This window comes from Bradyrhizobium septentrionale, assembly GCF_011516645.4.
GTDB lineage: Bacteria > Pseudomonadota > Alphaproteobacteria > Rhizobiales > Xanthobacteraceae > Bradyrhizobium > Bradyrhizobium septentrionale.
The window spans coordinates 7985326-7998366 of record NZ_CP088285.1 but is presented as its reverse complement, the minus strand read 5'-3'; the positions used below and the strand labels follow the sequence as shown (position 1 = coordinate 7998366).

20 protein-coding genes are annotated in these 13041 nt (G+C 64.0%); 11 read left to right on the top strand and 9 right to left on the bottom strand.

The features are described 5' to 3' along the window. Positions 1-66 precede the first annotated feature (66 nt). Positions 67-915 (top strand): SMP-30/gluconolactonase/LRE family protein, encoded by an 849-nt coding sequence (locus HAP48_RS40010; protein ID WP_166205296.1) that lies wholly within the window; start codon positions 67-69, stop codon positions 913-915. A gap of 87 nt (positions 916-1002) precedes the next feature. After that, on the top strand, positions 1003-1152 hold the full coding sequence (locus HAP48_RS40005; protein WP_166205295.1) for a hypothetical protein: 150 nt from the start codon (positions 1003-1005) through the stop codon (positions 1150-1152). Between the two features lie 60 nt (positions 1153-1212). Here HAP48_RS40005 and HAP48_RS40000 read toward each other — a convergent pair whose 3' ends face one another. From HAP48_RS40000 to HAP48_RS39990, 3 genes are read right to left on the bottom strand one after another with little or no spacing between them, the layout of a single operon-like run. After that, positions 1213-2571, bottom strand: a complete 1359-nt coding sequence (locus HAP48_RS40000; RefSeq protein WP_166205294.1) for a TRAP transporter large permease — start codon at positions 2569-2571, stop codon at positions 1213-1215. After that, the gene (locus tag HAP48_RS39995; RefSeq protein ID WP_166205293.1) at positions 2568-3122 is read right to left on the bottom strand and encodes a TRAP transporter small permease; all 555 of its coding nucleotides are present in this window, start codon (positions 3120-3122) and stop codon (positions 2568-2570) included. The genes HAP48_RS40000 and HAP48_RS39995 overlap by 4 nt, the downstream gene beginning before the upstream one ends. Then, positions 3119-4141: a TRAP transporter substrate-binding protein gene (locus tag HAP48_RS39990; RefSeq protein ID WP_166205292.1), complete on the bottom strand. Its 1023-nt coding sequence runs from the start codon at positions 4139-4141 to the stop codon at positions 3119-3121. Before HAP48_RS39990 ends, HAP48_RS39995 begins: the two co-directional genes overlap by 4 nt. Before the next feature lie 356 nt (positions 4142-4497). Between HAP48_RS39990 and HAP48_RS39985 the strand changes: the two genes are divergently transcribed. Further along, positions 4498-4731: a pentapeptide MXKDX repeat protein gene (locus tag HAP48_RS39985; protein WP_016842498.1), complete on the top strand. Its 234-nt coding sequence runs from the start codon at positions 4498-4500 to the stop codon at positions 4729-4731. Between the two features lie 56 nt (positions 4732-4787). Here HAP48_RS39985 and HAP48_RS39980 read toward each other — a convergent pair whose 3' ends face one another. Together HAP48_RS39980 and HAP48_RS39975 are read right to left on the bottom strand one after the other, a co-directional pair. Next, on the bottom strand, positions 4788-5144 hold the full coding sequence (locus tag HAP48_RS39980) for a DUF6481 family protein (protein ID WP_166205291.1): 357 nt from the start codon (positions 5142-5144) through the stop codon (positions 4788-4790). 321 nt (positions 5145-5465) lie between these two features. Further along, the gene (locus HAP48_RS39975; protein ID WP_166205290.1) at positions 5466-5687 is read right to left on the bottom strand and encodes a hypothetical protein; all 222 of its coding nucleotides are present in this window, start codon (positions 5685-5687) and stop codon (positions 5466-5468) included. A 188-nt stretch (positions 5688-5875) separates the two neighbouring features. Here HAP48_RS39975 and HAP48_RS39970 point away from each other — a divergent pair, with 188 nt between their 5' ends. Both HAP48_RS39970 and HAP48_RS39965 read left to right on the top strand, forming a co-directional pair. After that, positions 5876-6052 carry a hypothetical protein gene (locus tag HAP48_RS39970; RefSeq protein ID WP_166205289.1) on the top strand — a complete coding sequence of 59 codons (177 nt, stop codon included), beginning with the start codon at positions 5876-5878 and terminating at the stop codon, positions 6050-6052. Between the two features lie 143 nt (positions 6053-6195). After that, entirely contained in the window at positions 6196-6462 is a 267-nt protein-coding gene (locus HAP48_RS39965) for a hypothetical protein (protein ID WP_175612262.1), read from the top strand. Positions 6463-6494: 32 nt separating this feature from the next. On the opposite strand, the gene HAP48_RS39960 is transcribed toward HAP48_RS39965, so the two are convergent. Further along, entirely contained in the window at positions 6495-6671 is a 177-nt protein-coding gene (locus tag HAP48_RS39960; RefSeq protein ID WP_166205288.1) for a hypothetical protein, read from the bottom strand. 197 nt (positions 6672-6868) lie between these two features. Here HAP48_RS39960 and HAP48_RS39955 point away from each other — a divergent pair, with 197 nt between their 5' ends. The 3 genes from HAP48_RS39955 to HAP48_RS39945 all read left to right on the top strand — a co-directional run bounded on the left by HAP48_RS39955 (position 6869) and on the right by HAP48_RS39945 (position 8853). After that, the gene (locus HAP48_RS39955) at positions 6869-7084 is read left to right on the top strand and encodes a hypothetical protein (protein ID WP_166205287.1); all 216 of its coding nucleotides are present in this window, start codon (positions 6869-6871) and stop codon (positions 7082-7084) included. 205 nt (positions 7085-7289) lie between these two features. Further along, entirely contained in the window at positions 7290-8204 is a 915-nt protein-coding gene (locus HAP48_RS39950) for a 2-dehydro-3-deoxygalactonokinase (protein WP_166205286.1), read from the top strand. A 13-nt stretch (positions 8205-8217) separates the two neighbouring features. After that, on the top strand, positions 8218-8853 hold the full coding sequence (locus tag HAP48_RS39945; RefSeq protein ID WP_166205285.1) for a 2-dehydro-3-deoxy-6-phosphogalactonate aldolase: 636 nt from the start codon (positions 8218-8220) through the stop codon (positions 8851-8853). A gap of 7 nt (positions 8854-8860) precedes the next feature. On the opposite strand, the gene HAP48_RS39940 is transcribed toward HAP48_RS39945, so the two are convergent. Next, positions 8861-9166, bottom strand: coding sequence for a hypothetical protein (locus HAP48_RS39940; protein ID WP_021079283.1), 306 nt, complete (start codon positions 9164-9166; stop codon positions 8861-8863). Between the two features lie 261 nt (positions 9167-9427). Between HAP48_RS39940 and HAP48_RS39935 the strand changes: the two genes are divergently transcribed. Genes HAP48_RS39935 through HAP48_RS39925 form a run of 3 tightly spaced genes read left to right on the top strand, consistent with a single transcriptional unit; the run spans position 9428 to position 10481 of the window. After that, positions 9428-9841, top strand: a complete 414-nt coding sequence (locus tag HAP48_RS39935) for an SRPBCC family protein (RefSeq protein WP_166205284.1) — start codon at positions 9428-9430, stop codon at positions 9839-9841. 20 nt (positions 9842-9861) lie between these two features. Next, the gene (locus tag HAP48_RS39930; RefSeq protein WP_166205283.1) at positions 9862-10242 is read left to right on the top strand and encodes a cupin domain-containing protein; all 381 of its coding nucleotides are present in this window, start codon (positions 9862-9864) and stop codon (positions 10240-10242) included. Next, positions 10239-10481: a YdeI/OmpD-associated family protein gene (locus HAP48_RS39925; protein ID WP_166205282.1), complete on the top strand. Its 243-nt coding sequence runs from the start codon at positions 10239-10241 to the stop codon at positions 10479-10481. The genes HAP48_RS39930 and HAP48_RS39925 overlap by 4 nt, the downstream gene beginning before the upstream one ends. Before the next feature lie 279 nt (positions 10482-10760). On the opposite strand, the gene HAP48_RS50550 is transcribed toward HAP48_RS39925, so the two are convergent. Together HAP48_RS50550 and HAP48_RS39915 are read right to left on the bottom strand one after the other, a co-directional pair. Next, positions 10761-10949 carry a hypothetical protein gene (locus tag HAP48_RS50550; protein WP_338028965.1) on the bottom strand — a complete coding sequence of 63 codons (189 nt, stop codon included), beginning with the start codon at positions 10947-10949 and terminating at the stop codon, positions 10761-10763. Positions 10950-12196: 1247 nt separating this feature from the next. Further along, entirely contained in the window at positions 12197-12667 is a 471-nt protein-coding gene (locus tag HAP48_RS39915) for a DUF992 domain-containing protein (protein ID WP_166205280.1), read from the bottom strand. Between the last annotated feature and the right edge of the window lie 374 nt (positions 12668-13041).

The following is a 13041-nucleotide window of genomic DNA, read 5'->3' as shown; positions in this document are numbered from 1 at the left end:
TCGCGACAGAACGCGCCGCGGGGGACCGATGTCACTGATAGAACAGCTATTGCCGGCCGGTCGGTCATGACGGCTCGCCTCACCACCATCCATGACGGCGGTCGCTATTTCGAGGGCCCGCGCTGGCATCGCGGACGGCTCTGGTTCGTCGACTGCATGGCGCGGACGCTGCTTAGCATCAGCCCGTCGGGCGAGCTGCAGCAGCACGCGGCCGTGACCGACGACACGCCGTGTGGTCTCGGCGTGCTGCCTGATGGCGACATCGTGGTGTTGACGATGTTCAAAAAGCGGCTGCTGCGGTTTAGCGATGGGGCACTGTCGCTCTATGCCGATCTCTTCGAGGTCGCGACCGGCACGATCGACGACATGATCATCGACGGGCAGGGGCGCGCCTATGTCGGTGATCTCGGCTTCAACCTGCCGCCGCCGGAGGGCCGCGGCGCCGTCGGCCGGATCATCCTTGTGACGCCTGATGGCCGCGCCCGCGTCGTCGCGGACGGCTTGCGCTTTCCCAACGGCATTGCGGTCTCCTCCGACCACCGCCGGCTCGTCGTCGCCGAAATGGATGGCGCCTGCCTCGCCGACTACGACATCGCGCCGGACGGCAGCCTGCATTTGCGCGGGCGGCTCGGCCGCATCAACGATCCCGACGGCATCTGCCTCGATCGCGACGGCGCGGTCTGGGTCGCATCGTTCACGGAAGATGCCTTTGTCCGGATCGATCGCGATGGTGTGGAGCGCGAGCGTATCGGCGTCGTCGGGCGCCGTGCGCTTGCCTGTGCGCTCGGCGGTGTCGACCGCCGGACGCTGTTCTGCCTGAGCGCGGAGACGTCCTACGAGGAGCTGCGCAAGGGCAAATCGGTGTCGCGCATCGATGTGGTCGAGGTCGACACGCCAGGGGACGGCTATCCCTGAGCTGCTCCCGTTCGGCAAGACGGTTCGCTTTGGTCTTGAATTTCGTTCTCGTTTCGTTCAGATTGGTGCGCTCCGGGAGGAGCCACCATGGACGCCGAGAGAGACCGCGACATCATCAGGCTATGGAACGAGCTCCGCCGGTTGCAGCGGGAGGGGCGTCCGACGGCGCTAATGATCCGCCGGATCGAGCAGGCGCTGGCGGCAAGGGAAACGGCAAGCGAGCAGGCGGCGGCCTGAGACACTTGTCTTGACGCGTTTGCCCCACGCGAGCCGGCATCCGCTTCGCTCGACGACGTTCTAGCGCCCGCCGTCCGGCCCCATCACCAGATTTGGCAGCCAGGTCGAGATCTCCGGGAAGAAGCAGAGCAGCAGCACTGCGAACATCATCAGCAGCACGAACGGCAGCGTGCCCCAGATCACCTCGCTCAAGGGGATGTCTGGCGCGACGTTGCGGATGACGAAGATGTTGAGGCCGACCGGCGGGTGGATCAGGCCCATCTCCATCACGATCGTCATGACGACGCCGAACCAGATGATGTCGAAATTGGCCGCACGAAGCGGCGGCAGGATGATCGGCGCGGTCATCAGGATGATCGAGACCGGCGGCAGGAAGAAGCCAAGCACGATCACCATCACGAGGATCGCAAACAGCAGCTCCCAGCGCGGCAGGTGCATCGCGACGATCGCCTCCGCCGCCGACTGCGAGATGTGCAGATAGCTCATCACATAGGAATAGAGCAGCGACATGCCGATGATCAGCATCAGCATGGTGGATTCGCGGATGGTCGATTTCAGGATCGGCGACAGGTCGCTCGGCTTCCACACGCTGTAGATCACGGCGATCAGCCCGAGTGCCAAGAGGCCGCCGAGACCGGCCGTTTCCGACGGCGTGGCGTAGCCGCCATAGAGCGCGATCATGACGCCGGTCAACAGCAGCACGAACGGGATCACGCGCGGCAGCGCGCTGAAGCGCTCGGCCATGGTGAATTCGTCGTGCTGCAGGATCGCGGCGTCCTTGCCGGTCGCGTCATAGACGGCGCGCGCCATCGCGTATTCCTTGCGGAAGCGGAACACGGCATAGGCGCCGAACAGCGTCACCAGCAGCAGTCCGGGGCCGATGCCGGCGAGGAACAGCCGGCCCAGCGATTTCTCGGCGGCGACGGCGAACAGGATCATCGTGATCGACGGCGGCAGCAGGATGCCGAGCGTGCCGCCGGCGGCGATGATTCCGGCGGCAAAGCCGCCGGAATAGCCGCGCTTGCGCATCTCCGGGATGCCGGCCGAGCCGATCGCCGAGCAGGTCGCAGGCGAGGAGCCGGCCATTGCCGCGAACAGCGCGCAGGCGAACACGTTGGCGACGCCGAGGCCGCCGGGCACGCGGTGCAGCCAGGCATGCAGCGCCGAATAGAGATCCTGGCCGGCTCGCGACTTGCCGATCGCCGCACCCTTCAGGATGAACAGCGGGATCGACAGCAGCGTGATCGAGGCCATCTCCTCGTAGACGTTCTGCGTCACCGTATCGAGCGAGGCCGCCGGCATGAAGATCGCCATGAACACGACCGCGACCGCGCCGAGCGCGAATGCGATCGGCATGCCGGAGAACATCGCAAACAAAGTGGCAAGTCCGTAGGAGATGCCAATACCAAACACGGTCATCGGCGCGCGCCACCGGTCAACGGAAGGATGATTTGCAAAAGGATCTGCACGCAGAGCAGCGTCATGCCCAGTGCCATCAGCACATAGGGGATGGCGAGCGGCGGCGACCACATCGAGTTGGACACCTGGCCGTCGACATAGGCCTCATGCGCCAGGGTCCAGGACTTCCAGGCGAAGAAGGCGCAGAACGCGAAGCTCGCGACGTCGACGAGCCACAGCCTGATGCTGTTGGCCCGCGGCGAGAGCAGGCCGACGAACGCCTCGATGCTGACATGACCGCGCTGGCTCTGCACATAGGCCGAGGTCATGAAGGTGGCGCCGACCAGCAGGAACACGGCAGCCTCGTCCTGCCAGTAGTTTGCCATGTGAAACACGGCGCGGCCGAGTACGCTGTAACTCAGGATCGCGCAGGCCGCGATCAGAGCGAGCGCGGCGAACACCACGATGATGTTGTTGCAGACCGACAGCGCGCGCTCAAGCACGGCTACGGGCGTGTTGCCCGCGGCCAGGCTTGTGCTTTCGTCCTGATCCGCGACCGGACCATGGATCATGCGGCGACGTCGCTTGCGAGCTTCAGCAGATTGGCTGACGTCGCCGTCTTGGCGCCATAGTCCTTCCACGCGGTATCGCGCGCGATGTCGCGCCACTTGCCGACAATGGCGGCATCGAGGACGCTGACCTTGGCGCCGGCTTTCTCGTAGACCTTGGTGACCTCGACGTCGTCGTCCTGCGCGCCCTTGCGGCCGAACGCCTCGAGCTCGGTGCCAACAGCGAGGATGATGTCCTGCTGGTTCTTCGGCAGCTTGTCGAAGATCGCCTTCGACATCATCAGCGGCTCCAGCATGAACCAGTAGGAGGCGCCGGCGCCGGAGGTCAGCGACTTCGCGACCTCCTCGAGGCGGAACGAGATCAGACTGGTGGAGGAGGTGATGCCGGCATCGCAGGCGCCGGTCTGCATCGCGGCGTAGAGCTCGTTGGACGGCACCGACAGCACGGCGGCACCGGCGGTCTGCAGCACCATGTCCATCTCGCGCGAGCCGCCGCGCACCTTCAGGCCCTTGGCGTCTTCGGGGGCAACGATCGCCTTGGAGCGGCTGGCGACGCCGCCGGCCTGCCAGACCCAGGAGATCAAAAGAATGCCCTTGTCGGCGAGGAAGTCGCTCAATGCCTTGCCGACCGGCTCCTTCTTCCAGCGCAGGCCCTGGTCGTAGGTCGTGACCAGGCCCGGCATCAGGCCGATATTGGTCTCCGGCAATTCGCCGCCGGCATACGGCATCGGATAGAGGCTGAGATCGAGCGCACCCTTGCGCATCGCCGAGAACTGCGCGTTGGTCTTGATCAGCGACGAGTTCGGATAGACCTCGGCGGCGAGCTCGCCGCCGGAACGCTTGGCAATCTCGGCTGCGAACATCCGGCACAGCCGGTCGCGGAAGTCGCCCTTGTCGATCGTGCCGCCGGGGAACTGATGCGAGATCTTCAGGGTGGTGGCGGCATGCGCGGTCCCGATGCCCATCCTCAGGATGGCGGGTGCGGCAAGGGCGGAAGCGATGACGTGGCGGCGTGTGAGCATGGTTTCTTCCCCTGAGAGCTTCTTGAGTGGCTGTTAGGCCGGCGCGGCGCTTCAGCTTAGCCGGTCTTCACCTGAATATTCTCTAGTCTGATAGTTCGAGGCGCCCTGATAGTGCGAGCCGACATGTGGCCGCAAGTCCTGGTCGCAAGTCCTGATTCGCAAGTCCTGGCATTGTTGCGGCGCACACTGCGCCAGCATCGCGTCGCCACTCCAACCCTCACGCGACGAACCGTCGGGCGTCCGCGCCGCGATGCTTCAAGAATTTGTTATTGGAGGTAACAACGGCCGGCGCAAGTGCGTCGAGTAGACAGCGGCAAGTCGTCGCGCTCACATTCGACCACACAAGGATCATCAACATGACCACCAAGACCCGCCTCGGCCTTTCCGCCGCGCTGCTCTCGTTCAGCCTGGCGCTGGCGCCGGCCGCCTTCGCTCAGGACAAGATGGGCAAGGACGACGCGATGAAGAAGGAAGACACGATGTCCAAGGATGCCATGAAGAAGGATGGTGGCATGATGAAGAAGGACGACGCCATGAAGAAGGACGGCGGCGCGATGATGAAGAAAGACGACGGCATGAAGAAGAACTGACCGCCGCCACTGCTCATCATTCGCAGGCCCGCCATAGTGGCGGGCCTCGTTACGCCTTAGCGCTTCTTCTTGCCGCGCTCCTTGCGCGCTGCGTAGCGGGCGTCGCGCTTGGCCTTCTGATCGGCCTCGAGCGCGGCCAGTTTTGCGGTTTCCTCTTCCCTTTCCCGTGCGATCCGCGCGGCCTCGGCTGCAGCGGCCTCTTCCTCGCGGCGCTTCTGCTCAGCCTTCTCGATTTCACGGGCTTCCTTGGCCTTGGCGCGGCGGTCGGCGATCGCCGCGCGCTCTTCGGCACGCGCCTTCACGGCCGGATCGTCAGCACCCGGCTGGGAGCGAAACTTGTTGAGGAGGTTTTGCCGCGCCTGCAGGGCCGCTTTCTGGCGGTCGAAAAAACCTGGTTCCTTGAAGCCACTCATAGAGGAAGCCTTGCTGCTTTCTGTTCGGGTGATGGATGGGGTTGGTTCGGCGTTTCAATAAGTGAACGGCGGCGAAAAGGCCAGTGGTGAACGGAGGGCTGTGGAGCAAAGGAGATATGAGCGGGCAGCAAATGACCAATCGCCGTGTTCGCACGCGCCCGGTGCCGGCGTGGTGAGTGGTTGGTCACCGAAGCTGCCGAAAAGCCTAGAGTTTCGGTTCTGATTGAATCAGAACCAAATTGAATCAGAACCAAAGCTCTAGTTTCTTGTTTTGACGCGTCTTCTTCACGCGAACCGGCATCCACTTCGCTCGAAAACGCTCTAGCCGCGCTGAAACGGCTCGCGCCGCCCGTTGCCCAGAACCCTGGCGACCGTCTCGGCGGTCATCGCGTTGCGGTCCGAGGCGCGCTGGGCTTCCAGCCTGTCGCGGGCCCTTTCCGTGATCAGGAGGGTGATCAGCCGTAGCCGGCTGGTCTCGTCGACAGCTTCCGAGAGCAGCTGCCTGTAACGCTGATAGTCGTAGGTCGCTTGTTGTTCGCTCACCGGCACGCTCCGCACACGCGCTCCACTTCAGCGAGCAGTTTTTCGCGAGTCGCGGAAGCCCGCAACGGAATTGCAGCGCCGCGAGCTGCGACCGCGCATTTCAATGTGCGACTGTTGCAGAATTGATCGCACGCCACCGTGCAAACGGTCATGATGTGGGACGAGTGCAATCTGGAACCCAAGTGAGCATGAGCGAATCCGAAGACGGTGGCAGCCGCCGTGGCGCGTTGATCGGACTGCTGGTCGCAGTGGTCATGCTCGGGGCCGGTCTGTGGCTCGCGCATGAGCTCACGGCGGCCAGCAAGCTGCAGGACTGCCTGATGTCGGGCCGGACCAACTGTAATGTGATCGAGCCCGCACGCTGACCCTGTCTTGCGGCAGTGCAATATCAACCCCACATCCAGCCTAAAGACTCAGCCTGAACTGTTTGGTCCTGATTGTGATTCCAGTCACAGGCGGACAGGTGGGCAGTCTCATCTATCCCCAGAGATCGGCGGGAACCAAGGCCATGATGTCGAAGCTGTGGTCCGGAAAGGGCGCGGCGCTGGCTGCCGCAGGCGCGGCGGGGGCCGTTTTGGTGGCGTATCTATTGCTGACGCTGGCGTCGCCCGAGCCGGTGTCCAGCGCGGGGCTCGGGCCGGAATGGCAGTGCACCCGGGTGGCCTTCGTACTGACCACGTGCACCCGTGCGACCGAGGCTGATGCTGAGGTGAAGGCGATCCCGGTGCGGGAGGCGATCCCGGTGCGTGTGAAGGACGATTGTCCGGAACCGTAATCGGCCGGACCATCCCGGCGGCGGCTGGTCAGTTACTTCTTGGTGGTGCTGCGCGGCTTGATCGACAGGCCGAGGCGCATCGCCATCTTCTTGATTCGCTCCGGCGAACGGCCGGTCGCCTTCACGACCTCTTCCAACGACTTCGAGGAGCGCGCCAGTTCCATCAGTCGCCGGTCCTCCTTGAACGACCAGCGCGGCTTTCGGGCCATCTTGCTGCTATCCTTGTGCATTGCTTGGCAACAAAGCCGCCAGGCGGGGTCGCCTGGCGGCCTTGCCGGTGTGGGCCCGGACCTTGGGGAAATGTCCGGTGGATAAGCAATACTGCTTCCGAATAAGGTCGCAATTGAAACCCGAATTTAACCTAACCCATCAAGGTTACTGGGGTTTAGGCGTGGCGGGAGGCCTTATGCGCAAGGTCGCCATTTTCAGTGCCGCAGCACTTTTACTGTCCGGTTGCTGGTCCGACCCCGAGGTCACGGGATCGACCAATAGCTGCGCGGCCAATCTTTATAGTCAGTACAATCCCAAGGTCATGGATCAGTGCGTTAACGTCTGCATCAAATGTGACCGCGGCAATGTAACGACCTGCACGACCTCCTGTACGCTGAAGGGCGCGCGGTAATTGATCCGCGTCTTCACTGATGCGAACGGGGGCTGACGGGCGTGCTTGCGCGCGCCGCGACGTCGATCGCGTCGGCGGCCCGGCCGATCACGGTCTGCGCCACTTGCAGGCGGGCGGCGCACCTTGCGCGGCGGGATGAACGCCGTTATCGGGTCCGGGCAGCGGCGTTGTCGCGCCGGAACCTGAAAGCGTGGAACAGAGCTCGATGAGCGGGCCTTGCTATGTCGCGGTCGATTGGGGCACCAGCAGCTTCCGCCTCTGGCTGATCAATGCGGCAGGCCAGGTGCTCGGCGAGCGCCGCAGCGACGAGGGCATGATCGCGGCCTTCAGGACCGGCTTTGCGTCCGTTCTGCAATCCCATCTCGATGCGCTCGGTATCGCGGCCGATTTGCCGGTTGTGATCTGCGGCATGGCGGGCGCGCGGCAGGGCTGGGTCGAGGCCGGCTATATCGACACGCCGGCGCATCTCTCCGAGGTTCTCACACATGCGGTCGTGGTCGGCGGTCAGGCGCGCGACATCCGCATATTGCCAGGGATCGCGCAGCGCGATGCAAAAATCCCCGACGTGATGCGCGGCGAAGAGACCCAGCTGCTCGGTGCGCTCGGTCTCGACGCGCCGGGCGAGGCCTTGGTTTGCATGCCGGGAACCCATTCCAAATGGGTGCGCCTGCGTGGCGGGACGGTCGAACACTTTGCGACCTTCATGACCGGCGAGTTGTTCAGTGCGATCGCACGCGACACCATCCTGTCACACGCCGTCGCCGGCGCCGTGGAGGGGGTTGATGGCGATGCGTTCCACTCGGCCGTCGCGGAGGCGTTCGCGGCGCCGGCGCACTCGGCCAATCTGCTGTTTCGCGTGCGATCCCGGCAGCTGCTGTTTGGTGGCAGCGCGCAGGCGGCGCGTGAGACGATCTCGGGCACGTTGATCGGGGTTGAGCTCGCGGCGGGGCTTGCGGAACGGGAAATAGCAACGTCGGTCACGCTGATTGCATCGGGCCGCCTGCAGCAGCTCTATCAAATCGCGCTCGAACGTCTTTCGATTCCGGTCGATATCGTGGACGCGGAGGAGGCGGTTCGCCGCGGGCTCACTGGGGCAGCGGCGGCGATCTGGAAGAAGTGAAGGGGATCAGCGCATGAGCATTCCGTTTCCGCCGATGAAGCGTCCGCTGGTTGCGATCCTGCGCGGCGTCAAGCCGGACGAGGTCCTGGGCATTGTGAGCGCGCTGCTCGAAGCTGGCATGACCGCGATCGAGATTCCGCTGAACTCGCCAGAGCCGTTCCGTTCGATCGAGATCGCGGTGAAGCGGGCGCCGGCCGATGTCCTGATCGGTGCCGGCACGGTGCTCACCACCGCGGACGTCGATCGCCTGCACGACGCCGGCGGCCGCCTCATGGTGTCGCCGAATGTCGATGTCGATGTGCTGCGGCGGGCCCGGGACCACGCGATGGTCACGATGGCCGGCGTGTTCTCGCCGACCGAGGCGCTGCTTGCGGCACGCGCGGGCGCGTCGAGCCTAAAATTCTTCCCGGCCAGCGTGCTCGGCGCCTCCGGCATTACCGCGATCCGCGCCGTGCTGCCGCCGGATCTGATGATCGCGGCGGTCGGCGGCGTCTCGGATCAGAATTTCGCTGAGTATGTGAAGGCGGGGGTCCGCGCCTTCGGCCTCGGCAGCAGCCTTTACAAGCCGGGCATGACGGCCGCGGATGTCGCCGTCAGGGCAAAGGTGACGATCGAGTCGTATGACGCGGCCGTGCACGCCGCGGGCTAGGCGTGTGCTAATCGTCGCGCTTGCCGCCGTCGATCACCCGGAACAGCGGCGCTGCCTCGCGGGGATTTTCGAGCAGTTCCTCGACCATCGCGATCGCTGCGGCGACGTATTTCTCGGTCGCCGCGTCCAGCGGCCGTTCGGCCTCGTCCGATAGTGCAAGCCTGGCGCCTTCGAGCAGTTTGCGGGTGCGGACGGCGGACTCGTCGCCGGCGGTGAGGGCGGCGCGGGCGATCGATCGCAGCACGAACAACTCGCCTTCGAGCCGCAGCAGGCGGTCGTTGAGCTTGCTCAGGACAGTGTTCAGGTTCCGCATGGCGTCCTCTCCGGGCGTTGGATCGCCTTCCTTACACGGTCATTCCTGACGAAATTCTTGTACCGGCCGCACACCATTTGGTTCGTTGAATGGCGTGCCCGGTCTCCTCATGTTCCCGGCGGCGCGCAGGTGCGACGATCTGGTCCTGAGGCCGCCTTTGTGGATCGCAGCGAGCGGCCCTAATAGACTGTCCGCGGTCCGGCGCCGCCGCCGGACGCGAGGGGCGCATCCGCTCTACGTGACACGGACGAAGGAACGCACATGAAGATTGCCGTCGAAACCATCGTTGCCGCACCGATTGCGGATGTCTGGCGCGCCTACACCACGCCCGATGACATCAAGCAGTGGAACGCGGCCTCCGACGATTGGCACACCACCGCCGCGACCGTCGACCTGCGCGCCGGCGGGGCCTTCTCGTCGCGGATGGAAGCCAAGGACGGCAGCATGGGGTTCGATTTCGCCGGCACCTACACCAGGGTCGAGGCACTCCGGCTGCTCGAATATTCGTTCGGCGATCGTACCGCCCAGGTCGAGTTCACGCCCGAGGCCGGCGGCGTCAAGGTGCAGGTCTCCTTCGACAGCGAGGACACCCATTCGGTCGAGCAGCAGCGCGGCGGCTGGCAGGCCATCCTCGACAATTTCAAGCGCTACGTCGAAGCCAAGCGACGGTCCTGATCCAGCGGTTGGAGAACGGCATGATCGACGCGCTAAAGGTCTGGCAGCTCGGATCTGCGAGTGAGATCGAGGGGCGGATCAGTGGATCCGACAGCTCGGTGATCGTCGTCGACATGCCGCCCGGACCGGGGCCGGCGTTGCATCGGCGCCCGTATGCTGAAACCTTCGTCGTGCCCGAGGGACGCGCGCGGTTCACGATCGAGGGCAGGGACGTCGAGGCCTCCGCCGGCTCGGTTGTGGTGGCGCCGCCGAATGCGGCCCACGCGTTCGAAAATCCCGGACCGGGCCGTCTCCTGCAGGTCGACATCCACGCCTCCGACCGTTTCATCACCGAATGGCTGGCGCCGGAGGCCGAACGCCCGCCAGGCGCGGTCGCCGCGCCGCGCGAGCGGAAGACGTGATCTTGAGGCGACCCCGCGCGACGATGCCGGCGAGCATCCGGCGCGAACTTGATGCCAGCGGCCTGATGCAGGCGTTCAACGAACGTCCGCCATATCAGCGCAACGACTATCTGCATTGGATCGCGCGCAGCGTGCGGGCCGCCACCAAGCGCAAGCGGATCGACCAGATGCTGGAAGAATTGAAAGCCGGCGGGGTTTATATGCGAATGGAGCACCGGCCGAGAAAACGGACGAGGTGATCGTACTCTCGGCGTGGTCGTGATGATCGTCAGGAGCAAATGCGATGCGCATTGTTTTGGCACTTGGCCTGTTGATCATCCTGTGTGAGTCTGCAAGCGCCGCGACGCCACGCCGCTCCCACCCACGCCAACCCGCAATCGCTCGTTCGCCGCGAACGTGACGCCGCCGGCGCGCTTCGCCGTTCCTGGTTGGAGTGATGAGTCGACGCGCCGATGGCTCGACAATGCGTCGTCCGGTGTCGGCCTGGGCGGTTAGTCGAACTGCCACCAGCGACAGGCTCAATCGCCGTCCTCTTCGTCGGTGCCCCGTGCGTTCGATGCCGAGCGGCCGCCATATTGCCGCCGAGCGGCTGCAGCCTTTCTCGGATTCACGGCTTCGCTTTCACGCAGTTCTTTTCGTGCGCGCCGCGCCAATCGCATCGCTCGCTTGATGTTCGAATCGGCCGAGTCCTCGTCAAAGAACAGCACGATCTCGCAGCTCGGGCACTGGCGCGTGTAACCGTTCTGCAGCCGCCTCGCGCGATCGCGAAAAAAGTTCTTGCAGCGTGTGCAACGGACCTGGACGGAATCTTCCATGACAATTCCAATATCGATGAACAGCGCGGGCGCTCGCAATCTCCCAGAGGAAGCAATTGCCGATTAAGAAATCGCGAAGCGCCGCGGGCGATCACAGTGAGAATTGGAACCGGCGGCTCGCCGGTAGCATGCCTCTCGAGCGCGATCGGAACTTTGTTCACGCACGGAGAACTACGGAAAAATTTCGTGCGCTGAATGATAGCGAGCCGAGTGCGGTTTCAGACGGGCCGTGACCATCAAAAAAGAAAGGCCCCAGCGCGTTGGCCACGCTGAGGCCAAGTTGACACTTTGGTCGTGAGGCACCGTCACCGGCACCCCGCAGTTAACCTACCTTCGTTTCTGTTTCTTCAAATAGCCCATTTGGGCCATGCTCATTGGCGGCCGACATGCAGACATGGAGCGTCAGGATGTTGCACCACCTTCCTGGGGCTAGGGGCAACGCCGTCCGCATATATTTCAAGCGGGCGGCGTTGTGCTTTTTGCGCGCGGAATTTCGCCGCGGCTCAAGCGCGATCTGCGTTCTCCAGGCTGCGGTACGACGCACTTCATTGCGTTACGCACGAGGTCCGCTCGTTCGCGGTGCCGATTTCGCCACAACTCGATCTCGTAGAAGGCCCATCCGAGACAAGAGCCCAGGCAGCTACAGAGCAGCGTGCGATACAATGCCTGTTCGGCATGGCCCATGACATCACGGAATGAGAATAGCCGGCATAGGCTTCGTCGGTAGTGGAACAAATGTGTTGGGCTGGCCTCGCACCATCGCCAGAACAGCGAGCGCAATGGCCGCAACCGTCAAAAGTCTCGCCATGAAATCGATCAGCAGAAAATGACTGCAAGAATCCTTGCAGTGTAGCACCCGGTCTGCGATGCCGTTGTGAAGCCTGTCACATGAGCGGACGGGTCGAAACCGTGGCGCCCCGCGCGAGGACCGCATACGGGCGCAATTGCCGCATTCCCGGGCAACGAGTTCCAATTCCGGCGTCCCGTGATAGCCAATTTGGGACATGCGCCTTTGGCACAAATTGTACATACTTGGCGCCGTCAGGATTTTGCATCACCTTCCTGGGGCTAGGGCCAGCGCCGTCCGCATATATTTCAAGCGGGCGGCGTTGTGCATTCTGGGGTCGCGCGCTCGGTGATCAGCGACCCATCGGCCGTATCTCCAGGCTCTCGATCTTCACCTGCTGGGCCGCCCCATTCTGCTCGTTCGACGGAGTCAGCGTCAGAAGGGAATTGGTGCCGCCGGCCAGCACGTTGACGCCGGCCCCGCTGGGGTGGGTGTAGCCACCGGCGAAATCGTCGCTGCCGAGCCACGGCACTGGTCCCGTCACTTTCCAGGTCAATGCGACGTCCTGATCGCCGATGAAAACGCCGAGATTCCGGATGGCCGCAACGAAGCGACTGTCCGGTGCGCTATCGACGTGCAATACGCAATCGAGATTGGTGATCGGGCCGACGATGAACCCGGTGTCGGGGCCACCCCGGCACACAAGCGTTCCGACCTGCACCTCTTGTGCAGCAGTGGTTCGGATCGGCGCAGTGAGGACGGCTGCGCCACAGGCGGCGAAGGCGATCAGATGACCCGTTCTACGCATGGTGCCGTACAACACGCACGGGTGCGCAATCGCGCCATCGCCCCGCGCGGGTCATGCGCTTGTGGTTAAGAGAGCCTTAGAACGCGTCGCTAGCGGTTCGGCTGCCAACTGACCTTTGTTGCGCATCCCGATCTGACGCGGCATGCGCACGACGGTGCTGACCACGATCTCCTTGTTCGTGCCGGTGGTGTGGCGTCAAGATGATCCGGATGAATGCGCGAGCGAGTCAGCACTCGGCAGCCGAAAGAGCAAAAAGCGAAGGCGAGGGATCGGCCGTGGCATGCGGCGACGCCGTTCGGATCACCGACAATGCGCGTGTCCCGAGAAAATACGCCGCCGGGCTCGAAATGCCTTGTCCCGGCGGCGCCCTGTTTCAATCTGGGCCCGCA